Here is a 20,756-nt window from a genome sequence, read left to right as displayed (position 1 = left end):
AATGTTTGAAGGCGATTATAGATATTTTGGCGATCATGTAGAAATGACCAATGCATTATTGTTTGAAAATGGTGGTACTGATGGTTTTTTTTCAACAGCATATGATGTTTTCTTTTCTGCAGCAATTATTGGATTTTTAGCAGAAGAAACATCGAAAGAGAAAGGGGATCGAGACCAAGCTAAAACTATTTTTAGTGCCAAGTTATCTGCAGAATACCAAAAAACTGATATTATTGCTCGTACTCTGTTACTCTCAGATGAAAAATTGGATGTTGGAGATGAGGATTACAACAGAATTAACAGAGCGATGAGGCACTTTTCAGAAGATAATATGAAAAAGGTTAATAAGAATTATATTGTAGGTTATGCACTAAGAGGTATTGAAATTCTTCATGATAGATTAATCAAAGCAAAATCTGAGGGTAAGGATGTTGTTTTCATAGCAAATGAACTTATTGATGAATACACTTCAAATAACAGTAGTTATCAAGGGATTCATGAACTAATTCTTGAATTGTCAAAATAATTGAGATTTTTTTGGTATCTCAAGGTTTCTCAAGAAAGATGGGCAAATTCAATTGATCGCCTCGCCACATCTCCAGGAATCAGATATTAGAGCAATTTTAATGATCGAACACAGTATATTATTTTGGGAAAAAGAGGTTGAAAAATGAATTGGAATTCTAGTTCTCATCCAATATCAGATATTAGAGACTGGAACACATTAAGACGGTTAGAAATTAGACCAGATTTCCAAAGAGGTGAAGTTTGGACGAATGCTGCTAAGATTATGTTGATGGACTCTATCCTTCACAACATACCAATGCCAAAAGTGTTTTTTCAATCGGTTGTAAGGGAATTAGATACATATAGAATAGTAATCGATGGACAACAAAGATTAAATGCGATTCTATCATTTTTGTCAGATGAATTTAAGTTGGAAAGTCCATATAAAGGTGAATATGAAGGTTTGAAGTTTTCTGATCTTCCAGAGCCTGTTAAACGGCAGTTCCTTTCTTATAAAGTTGATATTAATGAGATTATTGACGCGACTGAGGAGTTAGTACGGGAGATCTATTCCAGAGTTAATAAATATACTATAGCACTAAATAAACAAGAACTTCGTAGAGCAGATTTTCCTGGCGATTTTCTTAGATTATCTGAAGACTTAGCGTTAATTGATTTCTTCGAGGAGTCAAAGGTGTTTTCCGTTGCTAATCGAAGGAGAATGGGAGACGTTGAATTTGTGTCTGAACTTTTAGTGTTATTAATAGATGGCGTTCAGGATAAAAAGGAAAAATTAGATAGTTTTTATGATAAATTTTCGATTTGGGAAAATAAACACCAAATTGAAGATCAATTCAATAGAATAATAGGAGATATTAAATCTCTTTTTTCCAAAGAACATATATCTCTTACAAGATTTAAACAAAAGGCTGATTTTTATAGCCTTTTTGCTGCAATTAATGACCTCCAAATAGAGGGCAGAACATTAATTGGAAAAGACCTGAACAGTTTGCAAGAGGACTTTGCAATGTTAGACGATCTAATCGTACCTGAATCACAAGTCTCAATATTTTCAGAGTATGCAATAAAGTGTGTTTCACAAGGGAACTCACATTCTAGTCGTGAATGGAGAAAAAAACTTCTTGGGATTTTTCTGCATGGAACATATAAAAATACTGTACCTGATAGTGAAACACGTGAGATCTTTCACAATGTTATTTTGGATATTGAATATGGAGGTTTTTGCCCACCTGCAGTTCAAAGTTGTCCAATTTGTTTAGAGGAATATGATGATTATTCGAAGGAAAATGTGTTTCTAACATGGTCTATAAATGAATCAAACTTTCAGCTGTCAAATTCCTTAATGGTACATTATAACTGTAAAGAAAACTGCAAAGAATTTTATACATTTGACGAAGGACATGGTTTATATGAAGGATACGATTTATTTGTACCAGGACCACAAGAATAGGAATGGTTGTTATATCCCAATAGAACTTGTAACACGTTCAGGAGCAAAAATAGAAATTCAAGATCGTATTGCTTCTGGAGGTAATGCTGTAGTACACAGATGTCAACATATTATTACTGGGAATATGTATGCTATTAAATTCCAATTAGTAGTGAGTGAGAAAAGAAAAAGACGTTTTGAGCAAGAAATCGACTTTCTTAAAGTTATCCAGCATGAACAATTAGTGAAATATATCGATGATGGAATTGTTCGTGCAAGTGGGCCAAACAAAAGGAGTACTGAAATACCTTTTATTATAATGGAGCTTGCAGAGAATAACTTGAACGACTATCTGCGAAATACCAGGGAAAGCCTTACTTATGCCATGTATATCGGGCAATTTAAGGGATTAGCATTGGCATTAGCCAAGATTCATGAAAAGGCCATTCACCGTGACATTAAACCTGAAAATATCTTGGTAAGTGGTAATACATGGCTAATTAGTGACTTCGGACTATGCAAATTTTTAGATGAAGAAGCGCAGGATTTAACATACATTGATGAAGCTGTGGGGCCGCGGTTCTGGATGTCTCCTGAGGCGTTAAATAGGACTATTGGTAATGCTGACGAAATATTAAAGCAATCGGATGTATTTCAACTTTGTGCAATATTTTGGTACGTGGTAACCGGTAGGAATCCTTTTGGCGTGGTTTGTAAGGAAGATTGGGATGGTCCTGAGTCAATATTTGAGGTTATTTTTAATGCTCTATCCCATGATCCTAGTCGAAGGCCTAGGGATGGAAGGGATCTATATCAGATGTTGGAGGATGCAACTCTTGTAGAAGCCTTTGGGGCATAGGAGGATGATGCCAAGAGGTTGTGGTAACAAGGGGGTAGCAAACCCCATGGGGGACTTAGGTAAAGGCGAATGCCCAAAATTCTTAAAAGCAATGAGCTTCTAGGCATTCACGGTTATATCAGAATAATGTGGCTCCACATTGAGGAGCTAGTAGTAGCAATCCCTGGAGTACTAGCACTCGACGGCACCATACTTAACATGACTCAAAGAAGTGAAGATATATTTGTCCAGTGAAAAGAAAATTCCAGAAGAACGTGAAAGGTCTGAAATTCAAATTGGAAATGTTATCGAATCGGACCTTTCATTTAATTCTAATTATTATAAAACCCCGGAAGTGTTATTTCCGAAAATCATTATACTGACGTGAGAAGTTTAGAGTGCGTTTTCACGAAAGTAAGGAATCAGAAAAAGACCCTGATATCCTAGAAATTCTATTACCATTATCCCAAGAAACTAAATTATACCCTGTTCCTTTTTGTACAAAAGAGCAACTTTTGGAACTGGGAACTTTTTATAATCGCTCTGGTGTTTATGCATTCTATGGACCAGGAGACAATTGGAGACGGAAACCTTTATATATAGGTGCAACTAATGATATTTGGGGAATAGCTGAGCATATTTTTGGAACTTCTCCTACAAAGCACATTGAAATAGATGACGAGAATTACTCACCACACAAAGTACTTTAGAGTGGATAGAAATTTTCGCTTTAGACTCAAAACATCATCGAAACTTGCTGGAACAGGCGTTAATTGCTGCAAAGAAGCCATTACATAATTATTTCACAGAGGACAGGTACCATACAGCAAAAGAACGTTATGTTGATTATATGGAAAAAAGAAAAGATATTCTTAAAGAGATAGTTTTATTCCCAAAACAAGAATGGGATTTTGCAGCATATCAACAATATCCAGACCTAAAAGATTATTATTTAAAGAAATATAAGATAAAAAATTACCGAGAGTGATTGTTCTGATTTTAAGCACATGTATTCACAAAGGATGCTAAATATAATGATTGACAATGGCTTAATTAAGTTGTTCAAAAACATTTTGGATAGGATAATACAAACGCAAATTGTTCCTGTATATTTACCGAGATTTTCTCTGAATAGGTATGTACTGTTTAATGGAACGCCTAGGTTAGCACTTTATTTGAAGAAACGGACGGAGTTCCCAAAAACCATTCAGCAAATAACTTCTGAGCATTCGTGAATACATTGTGTGATGTGCCCCCACATTGAAAGGTGAGCAACACACGAAAACTCAAGTTATTGTGTATTTAGGAGCAGAAACCTGAATTTGAGGTAATAATTTATTTCTAACTACTTTGGCATTTATCATCATGAATTCTCCCTATAATTCCTAATAGAAGGTAATAACTGAGGACGATTGGGGACGAAAGCTGTCATTTCCAAATGAACGGCAACCAAACGGAACAATACTCCGATAGAGGAAACCCTTATAAATCAGGGCTTTCTCACATTTCAACAAAATATGGAACCAAACCTCTGATGATCCCGCATACGGTGCATGTGGAGTGATATTCACTACTCGTGAGGAAAGATTAAACAAGATGTGACGGTGGCAGAACCCTTACAACATGACGGAAGGTTTTTTTATTTTGTGGGTAATTTCAAATATTAACGATATGACGTACTGCCGCAATGCTCATAAATGTCTCTTCATTTTCAAGCTAGACTCCAGACGACAGGGTGAATATAGCTATCATGGTATAGGTACCTACCAGATCAACAATCTCCCTCATTTTACGGAGTATTGCGAATACAGAGAGTTATTGTTACCCCGAGGGGAACCATGCTGTACGCGGGCGGTTGACTGTTACAGAAGATGAACAGCCCATTGTAGCGCATATCTGGGGAGATAAACCGAAATACTTGACTAAAGTATGGTATGCAGTTTGCAAATGCCTTTACTGATGCTTCTGTTCTCTCGGATTAAAAAGGAACCAGACGGCATACGCATATTTTATGTTAGGACTGTCCATGCGACAGTCCTATTATTTGCATATTTTTATGTATTTCAATTTTGCTTCTTTTAGGAAATTTATAAAAGTGGGCCGACTTCCATTCATAATCTGAATAAAGGAATACACCCCCGTTTTGTCATATAACCTTACATATTGTAAACTCGGATAATAAGAGGTATTGCTATGTTTAAAATAGTTGTCTCTCTTCAAAAAATCTGCCACTAAGCCGCCCTAGCAGTGCTTCGGAAAATCTATCGGAGGAACTGGTTGTATACAGAGAATAAAGAGGAAGAAGAAAAGCAATTGTAAGTTACCTATCATTGTACTAAGGGAGTTAACAGGAATGATCAAACAATTACGAAGCTGGTGGAAGGATACAGAGATCCTTAACCTTATAGCGAGAAAGAAAGTCGACTTCTCTCTCTTTTATGAAGGTACACATATCCCAGTTGAGTTTCATCCGGATTTCCTGGAAGCCAACGGAGGAGAATTACCGAAAAAAGGGGAAAGTCGAACAGTAAAATTGGTGTATAAAGATCAGATCTACCATGCTAGTTTGATTAAAATCGATCAAGTATCTGCTAGTCGGGAAGCTCTTCAACTCCGCTATAACGGAAATCAACCATTGAAGGATTTGTTAATTGAAACCTTCTCACATTCCTATTCCTACATTATGCAAGAGAGAGCGAATCAACTAGCAGATGATGCGAAGAAACCCCAGGTTGTCGTTCCTGAAGATCAAGCAGAATACATAGATTTGTTCGCGACAGGCACTCCTTTTGAATACCGGTTAGAGTTTATAACGTATAAGTCGAAGCCTAATGTATGGTGGGTGAATCAGGGAACTACTATTCATGCAGAGAAGGAAGAGGGAATTCTGTGGGCGCCCCTACTGAATACTCAAGGCCGAAAGCTATATCACTGGGAGACGATGAAGGAAGTTAAACAAAGAGATATTATCCTTCATTACTCCAATAAAGCTATTCGTTATGTAAGCCAGGTAACGGATGCGGCGGTGGAAGCACCCAAGCCAGATTCTATGGCTAATACAAGCTGGCAAGAGGCAGGTAGATTGGTTCGGACAAAGTATGTAGAACTCATTCCTCCTATCGTACTACAACAGTTTAATCAGCAAATCATGCAGCTAAATTTAACCCAAGGTCCGCTTCATTCGGGAGGCGGAGTGAATCAAGGGTATATGTTCCGCTTTTCAAGACAAGGTCTTCAAGTGCTTCAGTCGCTCACGACAGAGGTGAATTGGCCCGATTTTAGCATTCTAGAGCAAGATGAGACTGACTCCAATACGGAGAGCTCGCATGAGGTGATTCCTATTTTACCGCCGTCAGATTCTTCTATTGCAACATTTCTCCACCAAATCCAATCCCACATCCGCCGCCAAGGTTTCTTTTTTCCTGAATACCTTATCGAAAATTTCTACCTTTCACTAAAAGCCAAGCCCTTTGTCATTCTGGCGGGCATCTCAGGTACGGGGAAGACACGGCTGGTGAAGCTGTTTGCGGAGGCGCTGGGGGCGACGCGGGATAATGGGCAGTTTAGCTTGATTCCGGTGCGGCCGGATTGGAGTGATCCTGCGGATCTGCTAGGGTATAAGGATCTGTCGGGCAGGTTCCAGCCGGGGCCGATTACGAAGGTGTTAGTGGATGCGCGGGAGCCGGAGAATCGGCATAAGCCTTATTTTATCTGCCTGGATGAGATGAATTTGGCCCGGGTGGAGCATTATTTCAGTGACCTGTTAAGTGTGCTGGAGACAAAGGAGTGGCGGGAGGGAAAGATTACGACGCAGGACCTTATCTCTCCTACCTTGCTGGATACACCTGAGGATCAAGTGGAATATGGCAGTCTTGGTATCCCGGAGAATGTGTTCTTGATCGGGACGGTGAACATGGACGAGACGACACATCCTTTTAGCAAAAAAGTACTCGACCGTGCAAGCACCTTAGAGTTCAATTACATCAATCTGCAGCAGTATCCAGATCAGAGTGAGCAGGTAGAAGCTAGTGAAGGTGCTGACGCTGCGGAGCTGAATCATCTTTTCTTGCGCTCAGATTATTTGCAGCTAGTAGATGCCTATGATACCAACAAAGAGCTCGTTGTCCGGACGACTGAGCGATTGGTTAAGATCAATGCCTTGCTTGAGGACATTCACGCTCATGTGGGCTTCCGGGTACGGGATGCGATTTGCTTCTATATGATTTACAACGATCGGTACAAGCTGATGAGTGAGGAAGAAGCTTTTGACTGGCAGCTGCTGCAAAAGATACTGCCGCGCATCCAAGGGAGCCATTCCTCGGTTCGCCGAGTCCTGTTGAACTTGATTAAAGGTGCTATGGGTAATGGAGCTGGCGTGACGGTAGATATTGATGACCTCATGGAGGACGCTGCTCCTCTCTATTTGAAATGGGCTACTGGCAAAACTCCGCCTGTGGCCAAACATCCGCAAAGTGCTCGTAAATTGGCTTTTATGCTCAGGAGGCTGGAGGAAGATGGATTCACCTCATTCTGGCTCTCTTAATGGGACGGCCGAGCTGCTTCGTGTAGAAACGGAGCTTTTTACGCTTTTTCTCCAAGGACGGCCGTATCATCCTACGGTACAGACCTTGCAGCTTCATCGATCTTCTAGTCAGGAGTGGGTGAATGCACAGCTTGGGCTTGATTGCTCAGAACGGCTGGGTAATGTGCAGATTAAAGTCTTTTCACCTGAGATCGGCGGGATGGTGGAGTGGCAGCCGGGGGAGACTGTGTTTCCATGCTTTTATGAGACACAATCGTATGAACTGGTTATTCAGAAGAAGAGCGCGGATAGCCTTTCTTTTTATCATGAGAATGTGCTGCTGCGGCAGGCGGTTAAGCCTCTAGGTGAATCGATTCTTGCGGGTGTTCTGAACTTTGGGAATGAGGTTGGGTTAACGGAGTGGGAGGTCCGGAGTAAGGGACAGACTGTACTGCGGGTAGAGATGGAGATTTTCCCCTCGAAAATGGATTACAAGCTGGATTACCAGAATATCCTGAGTGAAATGAATGCGCAGATATATAATTTGGCCTTTGATTTCCTACGCCGAACCTATCAACTCACAGGCCTGCGGGAGACGCAGCATCAGAGCCTTACGGAGTTCTTCACCATCCTACAACATATCTTTAGACAGCTTTTGGATGCGGTTGAGCGGATCAACAAGAATCCTCATTATGCGTTACTCCAGGATCGAAGGCTAGTGGATGCCAATCGGGTCAAAAAGGCAGGAAGAGACAACATCCGTGAGCTCACGAAGCATCCCGAACGCTTAAGAGAAGATACGGACCATGGATTCTTAACAATCGGCAGCCGAAATTATACAGCCACACATTTAATAGAGACGCGTAAACGGCTCGCCTATGATACGAATGAGAACCGGTTTCTCCGCTGGATGCTAGAACGTATTCATGGGAAGCTGAAAGAACTCAAGGGTCGCTGGAAGCAGAATAGCCGAACCCCAGATCCATTACTGATTAAAAGGTTAGACGCCATGCTCACCCAGTTAGAGCGAGTGCTCAAGATGGATTTCTTGCGTGAGGCTGGAGTGCTGAAGCAGATGTCTGTTACGCTTGTGCTGCAGATGGCCTCCGGATACCGCGAGGTCTATCGCTGTTATCTGATGCTGCTTAAGGGACTGTCGATCCAAGGCGACCTGTTCCGCTTATCGATGAAGGATGTCGCTCAGCTCTATGAGTATTGGTGCTTCCTCAAGCTGAATCAGCTCCTGGGGCAGAAGTATAAGCTGGTGAAGCAGGATATTATAAAAGTGAATCGGAACGGTATCTTTGTTACGCTGGATCGCTCGCAGAGCGCTAAGATGGTCTACGAGAATCCAGTCAACGGGGAACAGTTCATCCTGTACTATAATACGATTCCCGGCTCGGATAAGACCCCGACGCTCAGTCAAAGGCCGGATAATGTACTGACACTCAAGAAGAAGGATGCTGGCAGAGTCAAAGAGTATAAGTATGTTTTTGATGCGAAATACCGCTTAAACCCGGCCTATGAGGGCACTTCCTATCATCAGAAATATGGACAACCTGGGCCTGAAGAGGATGATATCAACACGATGCATCGGTATCGTGACGCGATTGTGTACCAGGAAAAAGGCTCGGGAGAATATGAGCGAAGTATGTTTGGCGCGTATGTGTTATTTCCGTATCCGAATGAGGAGCGGTACAAGGCACACCATTTTTATAAAAGCATCGAGCTATTGAATATTGGCGCCTTGCCGTTCCTGCCAAATTCCACAAGCCTGGTGGAGCAATTCTTGGATGAGATTATCCAGGATAGCCCGGAAAAAGCTTTTGAGCGCTCCACACGTCCACGAGGCACGAAAGAATACTATGCCAATCAGCTTGCGGGTAAAAATGTGTTTGTCGGTTCTGTTCGCGGACCCGGGCAGGTGGAAGTGGCGCTTAAGCATTCTTTTTACCATGTGCCGTTAAAGAACCTCTCAGATGTAAAGATACTCACCCAGCTCGAATACGTAGCAATGTGCCAGTCCAGAAAGAAGTTCATGGATCCCGCAAAAACAGGCATTCACTGGGTAGGGAAGGTAGCGGATTGGAAGGTACTGCGGCGTAAGGAGATCAAGGAAGTCTCTTGTCGTCCGGGTACCGAGGAAGAGTTGTATGTGCGATTTACAGTTGAAGAATGGAAGCCGCTGGGTGCTCCTATCGCACTTGGTGGACAAGGGATTTATACGGTGCTCTATACGAGTAAGTACATCCTGGACCGGGCCTTGGAGATTGCAGAGCTCCGTCTGGAAACGGAGGAAGCACTGCGCGAATGGCGGGAGAAGCGCCGCAAGGGTAGAGTGCAGGTGAAGCTGGATCATGAGCAGTATGTGGATCTGGGGAAGGTTGTGGAAGTGAGGAATATATAGAATGGAATATAAGATGAAAGTGAGAGCATAGTTGTGTTATGAGTTGTAAAACATTGTCATCATGGTATAATGAACTCAGAAACAGCGTACAATGGCAAAGAGAGCCGTGCTGGTAACACGACTCTCTGCGCAATAGCCGCTTTTAAGGGCGGAGGCTTAAAAGGTTATCCATTGAAATAGGACCGCATCCTTTGACCGGGGCGGCCTATTTCTTTTTGTGGAAAGATAGAATCAACACAACCAGAGTCGCAAACGAAATCATTAGCGTCAATGCTTGGTATACCTCCACTGGCGTCACCTCCCTTCCGGGAGATTAGCCGGCCGCCCATATAAGCCTTTCTATTGCTTCTGCGATTATACCATGAATGGAAAATTTTGAATACTTGGCGATTCATGATAATTCGCCTCAATTAGACGTTTCGGCTGAGTCGGCTGTGCGTCTTTTTCGGTCTTTATTCTATCTACATACCATTGCCATAAGTATCTGATAAGCAGGTAATTGCAGAGAAGCTATAGAACTAAATCTTTAGAATGAATTTGGGAATAATGTACCATATAGACGGATGATTGCGAACATTACCATGATTACTTATTGAATGTTTAAAGGAAGTGACCCAATGGATCCAAAAGCCAAAAAAATCCTAATGAACACCTTCTGGACTTCAGCCGGCTGGAAGGCTAATCCAGATGCCTTTGCCGGAGAGAATTTCGACTATGCCAAAAGCAAAGGGCTGATGTTCGATCCTGTGACCATTACTCATGACGAGATCATCCATCGGTTGCATGAACTGCATCAAATGATCACCAAGGAGCGGGTAGCTGCTGCGTTCCTGCACAGTTTGTCGACGAAAAAAGTCCATTTGCGGAGTGCCCTTTCAAGCTGGGCCCTGACTTCAGGGTTACCTGTACATAGCTATGAGCAGCGTAGTTCAGTCCGGCCTAATTACAGCAGCTGCGGGGACTGTAATTTTCACCGAATCATGTCAGATAGGGAATATATCAATAATGATTTGAATGTACTGAATTTCGAACGGGTCAAATGGGGCGGTATTCGTCTGAACTTCCTTATATATTGCAGGCTGGATCTCGAATTATTCAGTAAACAAGAAGACCCTTTCGAGGTTACGACTGAGGATGCTGCCATACTCTCAGGAATGCTAGAAGCGATTCAAAACTGTGCGGATCATGAAAGTGCACGGATGCTGGAGAAGCGGTGGAAGGACGTGGTTCCCTCCAGTAAGCATGAACGTGATGTGCTGATGGAGATATGGGGCTATGCTGGACTACTGGTACCGCGTGATACACCCCGTAAGGGCAGAGGCGGAAGCTCTGATTTTCGCTCTATGGCGGAGTGGCAGGGGGATGACGGCTATTCTCAGGAAGCGCTTGAGTTTTATTTTGGTGCATTTTTGTGAATAAGGAAACGAACTAAATTCCGGAACATGTGCATAAAAAGTGAGGCTATGAGGAGATGACTTCCCATGAGAAACATTGTTCAAGATACCCAGTTCCTAAGCCTAAGAGCTGAAGAACTGCTTTACTTCCAGGATCAATTCCATGTTCCCGATGAAACTGAGACGAGCTGTTCCCCATCTGGGAAGTTCAAGCTTGAAATCCATCATTATTATCATAAAGACGGAATTAGAATATATACGTATACCAAAGGAATAGTTAAGGATATTGAGGATAACCTCATCGATACCATATACAGAAACTACGATCCATTTGTATTCAGTTGGGTTGAGGTACAGGGTAAGGAATATTTGCTTTGTGGGCTCGACTATCAAGGATATTCCATTGTTGATTTATCTGGCAAAGAAACCAAGCATTACGTGCCTGAAGCAGCGTATAAAGGTCATGGCTTTTGCTGGGCGGAGATTATTTATTTTGAACAGAAGAAGCTTGTTGTGGTAGACGGTTGTTACTGGGCAGCTCCATATGAGCTTGTCTTCTACGATTTCTCTAACCCGCTAAGCCTTCCCTATAAGGAGTTGTTTCGTGTGGAGGTCGACAGCATTACCAATTGGAACCATTGGAGAGACGTTCAGAGAATTACATATGTGGACGAGAAAGAGAACGAGAAGGTATTTGTTTTTTTATGAATATATGCGTGTGTCCACTATACCTTTTACCTATAACCAGATATCACTTTTAAGTGTTATCTGGATCATATTCCTCCATGCTAGAATCTAAGCAATAGAAAGATATGCGATAGATTGAGGAGGAATTATTATGTGCAATAGATTTCAAATTGTTGGCAGCCTGCTGCGTCCGGCGGATTTATTAGAATATAAACATCAGATCGAGCATCGGGATGATATTCAGTATCCTTTTTACCAGGAATTTCAGGGGTATGAGCAGTGTGAAGCGGATGCGATTCAGGCAGTAGTCGATAAAGAAATTAACAATGACTTATCCGTTCTTACGGATGGGGAATACTCCAAATCGATGTGGCATCTGGACTTTGTCTGGGGCTTCCAGGGGATTGAGCGCTATATCGCGGATCATGGGTATTTCTTCAGAGATACCGATGGAACATCGAAATATGAGACCAGAAAAGATATCGGTCTGCGCATTACAGGTGAATTGGGCGGGAAGAACCATCATTTTATTGATGCCTTCAAAAAGCTCCAAGCCCTTGCCGGCGAACGTGAAACCAAGCTGTGCGTGCCTTCTCCATCTCATATTTTTGGGGAATTATCGTGGTCGGATAACATTGGCGGTACAGAAGCTGTTTATAAGGACAGACATGGACTAAAAGACGGTCTGGTTAAGGCTTATAAGGATTTCGTCGGGGAATTCGCTGCTGCCGGAGGACAAATTCTGCAATTCGACGATTGTTTATGGGAGCTTTTCGCCGATGATAATCCGAACTCCCCATATACTGGCGAGAACATCAATCAAGAGGAAGTCCAGGCGCTGGCTGCCGAATTTATTGATATCAACAATACCATCATTGATTACGGTCATAGCTTAGGCCTCAAAATGTGGACGCATAACTGCCGCGGCAACTATGATTCCCGGAATATGGGCGGCGGCTCCTATGCCAAAATTGCGAATCTGTTCTTGAAACAGCTGAAGTACGACCGCTTTTTCCTGGAATGGGATGATGACCGTGCAGGTTCCCTTGAGGCGCTTGCGGTGTTCAAAGATAAGCCGGAGACGGAAATTGTACTTGGCTTGTTGTCTTCCAAAACAAGTACGCTAGACGATGAGGCCCGTGTAGTTCAAATGCTGGATGAAGCCTCAAAAATTATTGATAAGGACCGGTTGTTACTGTCTCATCAATGCGGTTTTGCGTCCTGTGATGGCGGTAATGAATTATCGGAAGAGGAACAGTGGGCGAAGATTAACCAAGGACAACAGATTGCCCTGCAATATTGGGGTTAATAATCGATTGACAGATAGGAGAAGAGCCTAAGGGGGACGAAGAAATCTCGTACCCTCAGGCTCTTTTTTCTTATTATCATAACCATATGATTCATGATTATTTATGGAGAACATCCGCGTATTCGGAGATACGTTCGAATCGTCCCTTGGCAAAAGGGCACAAGGGTATAATCTTAATACCGTTTTCCCGCGCGTATTCCACCATAGCTTTGAGAAGCATATCGCCGAGCCCTTGTCCCCGGTAAGCATTTTCTACTAAGGTATGATCAATAATATAAAGCTCCGGGCTTGAGATTACATACGTCATTACCGCAGCAGCATTGCCGTTATCTCGAATAAGAAGTCTTTTATTAGCGGGTTCATGATCTACAATATGCATGTTCATCCCTCTTTCTGTGTTGAATATTCACCGTCCAGACGTCTATACGTCAGTGCTCCGCTTGGACATGTGTCAATCTGCCGGGCAATGGCTTCCGCAGTGTTAGCATCGGGATTAATCCAAGGCCGTTTGCTTAAATCAAAAACACCAGGGAGGCCCTTTACACAAAAACCGGAATGAGTGCATACCTCCGAATTAAACATTACCTCGATATCTTTACCGTAGTATAACTTCTGCTTAGTCATTAATTTTCACATCTTTCACTTTTGAGTTTGTTTAAAGACCAAGATCCATTCTTCGAAAGCTGTCAGAAATCTTTCCAAATGGCGGAGCGTTGATTCGTCGTCTAATTCTCCGGTGGTTTCATTCAGTTTGTCGTGAACGCTGCCGATGAGAACCTTCGGACCCGGCATCGTGTAGGCATTCATAGCTAGCAATGTCTGCCTCACCTGGGCTTGTGACTGAGTTGTCCCCCCCACCGCCCGGAGTAGCACCTGCTATCGCAAAGGGTTTTTCTATCAGCACTGAGCTTTTACTCGGACGAGAAGCCCAGTCCAAGGCGTTTTTCAGAACGCCCGGGATTCCCATGTTGTATTCAGGGGTGACAATCAGTACACCGTCCGCTTGTCTAATGTTCTCTTTAAATTCGGCAACCGACTGGGGGTCGCCTTGGCTTTCGATGTCCGAATTGAAAAGTGGAATCATCGATAAGTCAGCGTGATAAATCTCCCAATGCTTTGGCGCAAGCTCTTCCATAGCCTTTAATACTCTTCTATTGAAAGAACCTTCACGAAGACTTCCACATATGGCAGTGATAGTGAGTTTGTTTTCGCTCATTTGACGCTTCCCTTCTCATGGTATCATCCACGCATTAGAGTCTAGTTGGTATGTTCTTATAATATCGTTAAAGAACCTGCTAGTAAATGTGAACAAACAATGTACAACTAGAATGTTTTGTTTTGATTGTTTATTTAAGTTTGGCTTAAGTAATCTGCGTTAAGATTTATCTAAATCAAGCAATACCTTTTTCTGAAAATAATTTAACTGATAATACGAGGAGTGTATATTAATGAAAACCAAGAAGCAGAAAACGAAGAAGTTGAAAAACATAAGCGCCGTTACATTAGCCGCATTACTAACCTTATCCATCGCGGGATGCTCTAAGGCAGCGGTCAGCAGCGGGGCTGCGGTTGCAGCTACGCAAACAGCAAGTCAGGCCGTATCGTCAAACACATCGTCAGCAGATTCAGCAACAACGTCAACATCGTCAACGTCAGAAGCGTCAACAACATCAGCAGCGGATGCCTCCACTACGGACACAACACAATTATTCAGTGACCGGGATTTGGAACAGTCGGCGGATCTTACTGCGGCAACACAAATGAAGCTGGTAAGTAATCAGGATGTGACACTAAGTGAGGAAGGCGTCTATGTCTTAAGCGGTGATGTGGAAAATGTAACGGTGACGGTTGATGCTGCTGCCGAGGATGCAAAGGTTCAAATTGTCCTGGATGGTGTCAGTATAACGAATGATGATTCACCTGCCATTTATGTGAAAGCAGCGGATAAAGTATTCGTTACCTCCACGGACAGTGAGAACCAGATGGAGGTGACCGGAAGCTATGTGGCGGATGGGGAGACCAATTTGGATGCAGTTATTTTCTCAAAAGCTGATATAACCCTGAATGGACCCGGCACCTTAGCTATTGTATCGACTCAAGGGAATGGGATTTCGTCCAAGGATGATCTCAAAATCACTGGCGGCGTGTACACCATTAAGTCAGCAGCGGATGCTATGGAGGCCAATGATTCCATTCTGATCAACGACGGAACGGTTACAATCGACACGGATAAGGATGCCCTGCATAGTGAAAATGCTGATGATGCGGCTCTTGGGAATATCTACATTGAAGGCGGCACATTAAATATCAACGCTGCCGACGATGCCATCACGGCCAATAACCTTGTGCAAATCGATGGAGGCACCATTAACATTGAGACCTCTGTAGAAGGCATCGAGGCAAATAATATCATCGTGAATGACGGCCAGATCACACTGTATGCGAGTGATGATGGCATCAACGCCACACCAAAAATCAATGAGGATGCATCGATTGTAGTCAATGGCGGTACGATTAAAGTAAGTATGGGCAGCGGGGATACAGACGCTTTTGATGCCAATGGTGATATCGCCATTAATGGAGGAACCATTAACGTAGAGGCCACTTCCGCCTTTGATGCGGATGGTACAGCTCAATTAAATGGCGGCGATGTTACGGTCAATGGTGAAAAAATCACTGAAATCACGGTATCACGCATGGGAGGCGGAGGCCAGGGGGGAGCAGGTGGCGGCAAAAGAGGGCACTAATCGTTTATGAGCCCAGCAAAAAAAGCTCCGGCCCTAACCGGCCAGTATTGCCTTAACGCATAGACATCATGACATGAAGCGCCTGAGAGATCCCTGAAAGAACAGGGTCTTTCGGGCGTTTTTGTGGATCCCGTGAAGAAAAAAATCCCCTCCGGAAGACAGTGCTGGAACAACATGATTACATGTGCTCTTCATTCACTGTCCACCCGGAGGGGGACTTACCATAAGCAGCTTAGTTCTTATGCACTTTTTCTCGTCGTGAGAATCATGAATTCCTTGCCTTCTTTACGTTTTTTTGCATATTCGGCTGTTGCTGTGAAAAGTAAGTCAGAAGATGAATTAAGGGCCGTTTCACAAGAATCCTGCAGCACACCAATGATAAAACCTACTCCAACGACTTGAATCGCTACATCATTCGGAATGCCGAAGATGCTGCATGCCAGAGGAATTAATAAGAGTGACCCGCCGGCAACACCGGAGGCACCTGCAGCAGCAACAGCCGATAAGATGCTTAGGATCAGCGCCGTACCAAAATCCACATCAATGCCAACGGTATGGACAGCAGCGAGAGTCAAGACGGAAATCGTAATCGCTGCACCTGCCATATTAATCGTAGCCCCCAATGGAATGGACACCGAATACGTATCTTTATCCAGCTTCATTTCTTCACATAAGCTCATGTTGACTGGAATGTTAGCAGCTGAGCTGCGGGTGAAGAATGCGGTAATCCCGCTTTCCTTCAGGCAATGAAGAACAAGCGGATAAGGATTTCTGCGAATATTCAGATAGACGATCAATGGATTAACCACAAGCGCCATAAATAGCATACATCCAATAAGAACAAGCAGCAGTTTGCCGTAATCTTGCAAGGATGACAGCCCGTTGGCTGTAATGGAATCAAACACAAGGCCCATGATGCCCAGTGGTGCCAGGCTGATCACCCATTTGACGATTTGTGAGACGGCATCCGAGAAATTAGAAAACAAGTTTTTTGTACTATCGTGGGCATTTTTCAAAGCAAATCCAAGAAGGATAGCCCAAGTCAGAATCCCGATATAATTAGCGTTCATAAGGGCGCTCACCGGGTTGTCAACAACATTAAACAGCAGCGTCTTAAGTACTTCTACAATTCCATCAGGTGGAGTCAGGTCACTCGCTCCCGTTACCAGCGACAAGGTCACTGGAAATACAAAACTGGCAATAACCGCAAGCAGCCCCGCTAAAAATGTACTAACACCATACAGAGCAAGAATAGACTTCATATTCGTCTGGCGGCCTTTTTTGTGCTGGGAGATAGCTGTCATTACTAAGAGCAGGACCAATACGGGTGCAACGGCCTTTAAGGCGGATACAAACAAGGTACCGAAAATGCTGATCCCTGTTGCATTAGGTAACGCTAAAGCCAGGACAATACCAGCTATGATCCCTATAAAAATTCGTTGTACTAGGCTTACTTGGTTCCACTTGAGCAATAATGCGTTCATGTATTCCCTCCGGTATCAATATGGAAATATAACTAAGCCCAGTCGCTTTACTATGTTGATGCATAGCTGCTTTACTATGTTGAGGCGATTATATTTAGCCTAGTTTATCATGAAACTTACCGGTTGTGTGAGAGTGGAAATAACTGTAAACTACTCACTAGTATTCAGCAGTCTGATACTCATTTGATATTAATAGGAACCCGAATTTTACCGAAATATAGGTGTAGTCATAATATATAAGGTTTCTCTCTGGCAAGCATGATCTGCAGGGGACAAATGGAGGGGCCAATAATGTCATTAGCATCTATTTTTTCTTTGGTTTTTTTTATTGCTTTTGCTATTTATTTCATTTTGGGGATATACACTTTGTCCCTCAACACTAAAAACAGGTTAAATAGGGTCTTTTCACTAATATTTCTAACCCTTTCCGTTTGGGCATTTTGTTTCTCTATTGCTAATTCAGCGCCGGACTATGAGACCGCAATTTTTTGGCGCCGGTTGACTTCGCTCGGTTGGGGAACCGTTTACAGCCTGTTGCTGCATTGCTGTCTCATTCTGACGGAGAGAAATAAAATACTGAAAAGCAAATGGATTTATGTGCTGTTGTACCTTCCAGCGGTGGTGAATGTTATTGTCTTTGGTTATAGTGATACAGCCAGCGGGCAGTACAAGCTAATGAATACGCCAATGGGTTGGGCTAATGTTTCAACGAACGGCTGGGGAGATATATATTTCAACTTGTATTACATAAGTTTTATCCTGGCAGTACTATTGCTGCTCTGGAATTGGGGAAGAAAGACGGAAGACCCGGTAAAGAAAAAGCTGGCGTATCTGTTCATGTCTTCATGTACCATAGCCTCGATATTAGCAACTCTGACAGATGTGATTGTTAATGCCTATACATCATTTAAATTCATCCAAATGGCACCTGTTATTCTGCTTCTGCCTACTACTGCTATTTTCTATGCAATTAAACGTTATGGACTAATGGGAATGGAAAAAAGCGGCCGGGCGGAGCCGGGGAAAATATTGAGTGAAGTCAACATGGACAGATTTATAAAAATCATGTCCTTTGTGTACATCATTGGTGGAATGCTGAATTTCGCGGCACAGTATTTTTTCAATCAGAAAGTTCCCTATTTCCACGCTGTTTTATTATTCAGTTTTTTCTTTTTTGCTATAGGGGCGTTATTGACAATTATTAAGTTTCTACCCATTAAAGCAGACTATAAAGAATACATCTTCATTCTTATTATGTTAGCGTCCATCCTTCTGATCGCGGTTAACTTTATTGATTCTGCAAGCATTACCGTATGGGCGGCGCCTTTTATTATTGTGATGCTCTCCGTTCTTTTCAATAAGCGGCTGATGATCTTGTGGATAGGCATTTCAATTCTGACTACGCAAATTTATATTTGGGTGAAAATACCGAAAACAATGGTCCAGGTGGATGGGTCGGATCATCTTGCTCGGATTGGTATCTTAGGCATCACCCTCTGGCTGGCCTATTTTGTCAACCGGGTATACCTCCAGCGTCTGGAGGAAAATGAAGCGCAAATCAGGTTTCAGAAGATGGTTTCTCAAATTTCCGGTGATTTTGTTAAGGTAACCGAATCCAACCTGGATGAAAAAATCTATGAACTGTTAGAGCTGAGTGGAAGACACTTTCAGGTAGACCGGACTTTTTTCGTTCATTTAACTGAACAACAACAAACCTTTGAATGGTGCAATGAAGGCGTTGAATCCGCGATGGACATCATTCCTAAGCTGACCCGCGATACATTCCCATGGTGGGTGAACGAGATGTTAAGCAGCGACCTGGTAAATGTAATAGACGTGGAGATGCTGCCGCCAGAAGCTGAAGCAGAAATTGAGACGTTCAAGTCTCATCAGATGAAGTCGCTGATCTCCATTACGGTAAGAAATAAGGGCAATATTATGGGGATTTTGTTCTTCGCATCCTTCAAGGCAGTGAAATCCTTAGGGGGAAATCATCAGGAGCTGCTGAGAATCCTGGCCAACTTATTGACAGATGCGCTTGTAAAAGTGGAGGCTGAAAAAGAAATCAGCTACATGGCGTATTATGACGCTTTGACAGGGTTTCCTAACCATGCCTTGTTTAAAAATCAGCTGGAACAGTCGATCCATCTAGCCAGAGGAACCGGTAGTCTCATTGGTGTGCTATTCATAGATCTGGATGCTTTCAAATCCGTTAATGACACCATAGGCCACCTGGGTGGAGACGAGATGCTGCAACAAGTGGCAGCCAGGCTCTCCGGGTGCTTGCGGGAACAGGATATGGTTTCTCGTTTTGGCGGAGATGAATTTTTGATTAAGCTCACTGGAATAGACCGGGTGGAGGACATTAAGAAGATTGCCGGGAAACTGATGAGGTCGATCATTCAACCCGTGATGGTCAAAGGCCAGGAATTTTTCATTACTGCCAGTGCAGGGATCGCAGTCTATCCAACAGACGGCGAAAGTACAGAAGAATTGATTAAGAATGCCGATCTGGCGATGTACGCTTCGAAGGAAAAGGGAAAGAACCAGTACACCTTATGCTCACCAGCGATGAAAGAAGATGTGCTCCAAAAAACGCAACTGACAAACTGCCTGTACAGGGCCCTGGAAAGAAATGAATTTGTGCTGTACTACCAGCCGCAAGTGAGTGTTTCAACCCGGGAAATCGTGGGGCTTGAAGCCTTGATCCGTTGGAATAACCCGGAGTTAGGAATGATATCACCGGCTACCTTTATTCCCCTGGCAGAGCAGACCGGGCTGATTATCCCGATTGGCCAGTGGGTTCTCGAGACAGCATGCCGGCAGATTAAGGAGTGGCAGGTGATGGGACTGCCGCCTATACGCATGGCAGTGAACCTGTCGGTTGTACAGTTCCAGGAGCGGAACCTGCTCAGCCTTGTTGGCGGCATACTAAGTAAAACTGGATTGGAAGCGAAATATCTTGAATTGGAAATCACGGAAAGTGCGGCAGCTGACGGGGAGGACTATATTGTCCAGGTGCTTCATGAGCTGAAGGCGCTGGGAGTGAACATTTCCATTGATGACTTCGGGTCCGGATACTCTTCCTTAAGCCGATTAAAGACATTGCCTGTAGACCGGATCAAAATTGACATGCAGTTTGTACGCGGCATTTCCACAGGGAACAAGGATGAAGCCATAGCAAAGACGATCATTCAGCTGGCCAAAAACCTGGAGCTTCAAGTCATTGCCGAAGGGGTTGAAACCGCCTCGCAGGTTGAGTTCTTTAACACATATAAATGCGATGAGATCCAAGGGTATTACTTCTATAAACCTATGCCTGCGTCAGAGGTAGAGGGGATTTTGACGGTTAGGAGAAACACTCTTATTTAATTTTTATACTTTAATATCTAAAACTTCACTTTATGGTTA

17 protein-coding genes and 1 pseudogene are annotated in these 20,756 nt (G+C 43.2%); 13 read left to right on the top strand and 5 right to left on the bottom strand.

The features are described 5' to 3' along the window. The first annotated feature begins 1 nt into the window (after position 1). The 8 genes and pseudogenes from L6H70_RS26040 (at position 2) to L6H70_RS26005 (ending at position 9,724) form a co-directional block, all read left to right on the top strand. Positions 2 to 526, top strand: coding sequence for a hypothetical protein (locus tag L6H70_RS26040; RefSeq protein WP_236337125.1), 525 nt, complete (start codon positions 2 to 4; stop codon positions 524 to 526). 144 nt (positions 527 to 670) lie between these two features. Next, positions 671 to 1,978, top strand: coding sequence for a DUF262 domain-containing protein (locus L6H70_RS26035; RefSeq protein WP_236337124.1), 1,308 nt, complete (start codon positions 671 to 673; stop codon positions 1,976 to 1,978). Further along, a complete protein-coding gene (locus tag L6H70_RS26030; protein ID WP_236337123.1) occupies positions 1,929 to 2,816 on the top strand; it encodes a serine/threonine-protein kinase in 888 nt (295 codons plus the stop codon). Before L6H70_RS26035 ends, L6H70_RS26030 begins: the two co-directional genes overlap by 50 nt. Positions 2,817 to 3,193: 377 nt before the next feature. Continuing rightward, on the top strand, positions 3,194 to 3,505 hold the full coding sequence (locus tag L6H70_RS26025; RefSeq protein WP_236337122.1) for a hypothetical protein: 312 nt from the start codon (positions 3,194 to 3,196) through the stop codon (positions 3,503 to 3,505). Between the two features lie 44 nt (positions 3,506 to 3,549). Then, positions 3,550 to 3,783: a hypothetical protein gene (locus L6H70_RS26020; RefSeq protein ID WP_236337121.1), complete on the top strand. Its 234-nt coding sequence runs from the start codon at positions 3,550 to 3,552 to the stop codon at positions 3,781 to 3,783. 813 nt (positions 3,784 to 4,596) lie between these two features. Continuing rightward, positions 4,597 to 4,743 (top strand): annotated as a pseudogene (locus L6H70_RS26015) (tRNA-dihydrouridine synthase); the annotation flags it as partial. A gap of 405 nt (positions 4,744 to 5,148) precedes the next feature. Further along, on the top strand, positions 5,149 to 7,338 hold the full coding sequence (locus L6H70_RS26010; RefSeq protein WP_236337120.1) for an McrB family protein: 2,190 nt from the start codon (positions 5,149 to 5,151) through the stop codon (positions 7,336 to 7,338). Next, positions 7,310 to 9,724 (top strand): restriction endonuclease-like protein, encoded by a 2,415-nt coding sequence (locus L6H70_RS26005; protein WP_236337119.1) that lies wholly within the window; start codon positions 7,310 to 7,312, stop codon positions 9,722 to 9,724. Before L6H70_RS26010 ends, L6H70_RS26005 begins: the two co-directional genes overlap by 29 nt. 205 nt (positions 9,725 to 9,929) lie before the next feature. Here L6H70_RS26005 and L6H70_RS28950 read toward each other — a convergent pair whose 3' ends face one another. Further along, the gene (locus L6H70_RS28950; protein ID WP_367272796.1) at positions 9,930 to 10,013 is read right to left on the bottom strand and encodes a putative holin-like toxin; all 84 of its coding nucleotides are present in this window, start codon (positions 10,011 to 10,013) and stop codon (positions 9,930 to 9,932) included. 328 nt (positions 10,014 to 10,341) lie between these two features. Here L6H70_RS28950 and L6H70_RS26000 point away from each other — a divergent pair, with 328 nt between their 5' ends. The 3 genes from L6H70_RS26000 (at position 10,342) to L6H70_RS25990 (ending at position 13,114) form a co-directional block, all read left to right on the top strand. Then, positions 10,342 to 11,139: a hypothetical protein gene (locus tag L6H70_RS26000; protein WP_236337215.1), complete on the top strand. Its 798-nt coding sequence runs from the start codon at positions 10,342 to 10,344 to the stop codon at positions 11,137 to 11,139. A gap of 66 nt (positions 11,140 to 11,205) precedes the next feature. Next, complete coding sequence (locus tag L6H70_RS25995; protein WP_236337118.1) at positions 11,206 to 11,826, top strand: hypothetical protein; 621 nt, start codon at positions 11,206 to 11,208, stop codon at positions 11,824 to 11,826. Between the two features lie 130 nt (positions 11,827 to 11,956). After that, the gene (locus L6H70_RS25990; RefSeq protein ID WP_236337117.1) at positions 11,957 to 13,114 is read left to right on the top strand and encodes a cobalamin-independent methionine synthase II family protein; all 1,158 of its coding nucleotides are present in this window, start codon (positions 11,957 to 11,959) and stop codon (positions 13,112 to 13,114) included. Positions 13,115 to 13,211: 97 nt separating this feature from the next. On the opposite strand, the gene L6H70_RS25985 is transcribed toward L6H70_RS25990, so the two are convergent. From L6H70_RS25985 to L6H70_RS25975, 3 genes are all read right to left on the bottom strand, one after another. Further along, a complete protein-coding gene (locus tag L6H70_RS25985; protein ID WP_236337115.1) occupies positions 13,212 to 13,493 on the bottom strand; it encodes a GNAT family N-acetyltransferase in 282 nt (93 codons plus the stop codon). A gap of 2 nt (positions 13,494 to 13,495) precedes the next feature. Further along, on the bottom strand, positions 13,496 to 13,738 hold the full coding sequence (locus L6H70_RS25980) for a (4Fe-4S)-binding protein (protein WP_236337113.1): 243 nt from the start codon (positions 13,736 to 13,738) through the stop codon (positions 13,496 to 13,498). A gap of 118 nt (positions 13,739 to 13,856) precedes the next feature. Continuing rightward, positions 13,857 to 14,330, bottom strand: coding sequence for an NADPH-dependent FMN reductase (locus L6H70_RS25975; protein ID WP_236337112.1), 474 nt, complete (start codon positions 14,328 to 14,330; stop codon positions 13,857 to 13,859). Between the two features lie 232 nt (positions 14,331 to 14,562). Between L6H70_RS25975 and L6H70_RS25970 the strand changes: the two genes are divergently transcribed. Then, positions 14,563 to 15,861, top strand: a complete 1,299-nt coding sequence (locus L6H70_RS25970) for a carbohydrate-binding domain-containing protein (RefSeq protein WP_236337111.1) — start codon at positions 14,563 to 14,565, stop codon at positions 15,859 to 15,861. Between the two features lie 239 nt (positions 15,862 to 16,100). Here L6H70_RS25970 and sstT read toward each other — a convergent pair whose 3' ends face one another. Beyond that, complete coding sequence (gene sstT / locus L6H70_RS25965; RefSeq protein WP_236337110.1) at positions 16,101 to 17,345, bottom strand: serine/threonine transporter SstT; 1,245 nt, start codon at positions 17,343 to 17,345, stop codon at positions 16,101 to 16,103. A 258-nt stretch (positions 17,346 to 17,603) separates the two neighbouring features. On the opposite strand from sstT, the gene L6H70_RS25960 reads away from it, so the two are divergent. Then, a complete protein-coding gene (locus tag L6H70_RS25960) occupies positions 17,604 to 20,717 on the top strand; it encodes an EAL domain-containing protein (RefSeq protein WP_341482767.1) in 3,114 nt (1,037 codons plus the stop codon). The last annotated feature ends 39 nt before the right edge of the window (positions 20,718 to 20,756 follow it).

It is taken from the genome of Paenibacillus auburnensis (assembly GCF_927798115.1).
Classification (GTDB): domain Bacteria; phylum Bacillota; class Bacilli; order Paenibacillales; family Paenibacillaceae; genus Paenibacillus_AQ; species Paenibacillus_AQ auburnensis.
Note: the sequence above shows the minus strand (reverse complement) of the source record. Positions and strands in the feature narration are given on the sequence as shown.